The 516-nt window shown below is 47.5% G+C and carries 1 protein-coding gene; it reads left to right on the top strand.

Annotated features, from left to right (window positions below; translation table 11 throughout):
- Positions 1–7 precede the first annotated feature (7 nt).
- Positions 8–516 (top strand): formate--tetrahydrofolate ligase (locus R7Q48_RS31115; protein ID WP_318134280.1); only part of this gene is annotated, 509 nt, incomplete at its 3' end.

The raw sequence follows: 516 nt of genomic DNA, 5'->3' as shown, positions 1-516 counted from the left end.
AGTATCCATGCAGTCTGATATTGAAATTTGCCGAAACACACCGTTATCTTCCATCGATGTTATCGCTGAAAAAGCAGGGCTATTGCCTGAAGAATTTGATACACATGGAAAATACAAAGCCAAAGTACACCCTAAGTGTTTAGCCCGCCTGAATGACAACCAAAACGGCAAATTGGTTCTGGTCACCGCGATTACCCCAACTCCACTAGGTGAAGGCAAAACCGTGACAACCATTGGCCTTGCTCAAGGACTGGCGAAGCTAAAGCAATCCGTGATGGCATGTATTCGACAGCCATCAATGGGGCCTGTCTTTGGCATCAAAGGTGGTGCCGCAGGTGGCGGATATTCCCAAGTTGCGCCAATGGAAGAGCTCAATTTGCATTTGACGGGTGATATTCACGCCGTTACGGCTGCACACAACTTAGCGTCTGCAGCTTTAGATGCGCGCTTATTCCACGAGCAGCGCGAAGGATATGACGCCTTTGAAGCTCGAACTGGTTTAAAAGCATTAAAAAT

Source organism: Vibrio sp. 378 (assembly GCF_033339435.1).
Note: the sequence above shows the minus strand (reverse complement) of the source record. Positions and strands in the feature narration are given on the sequence as shown.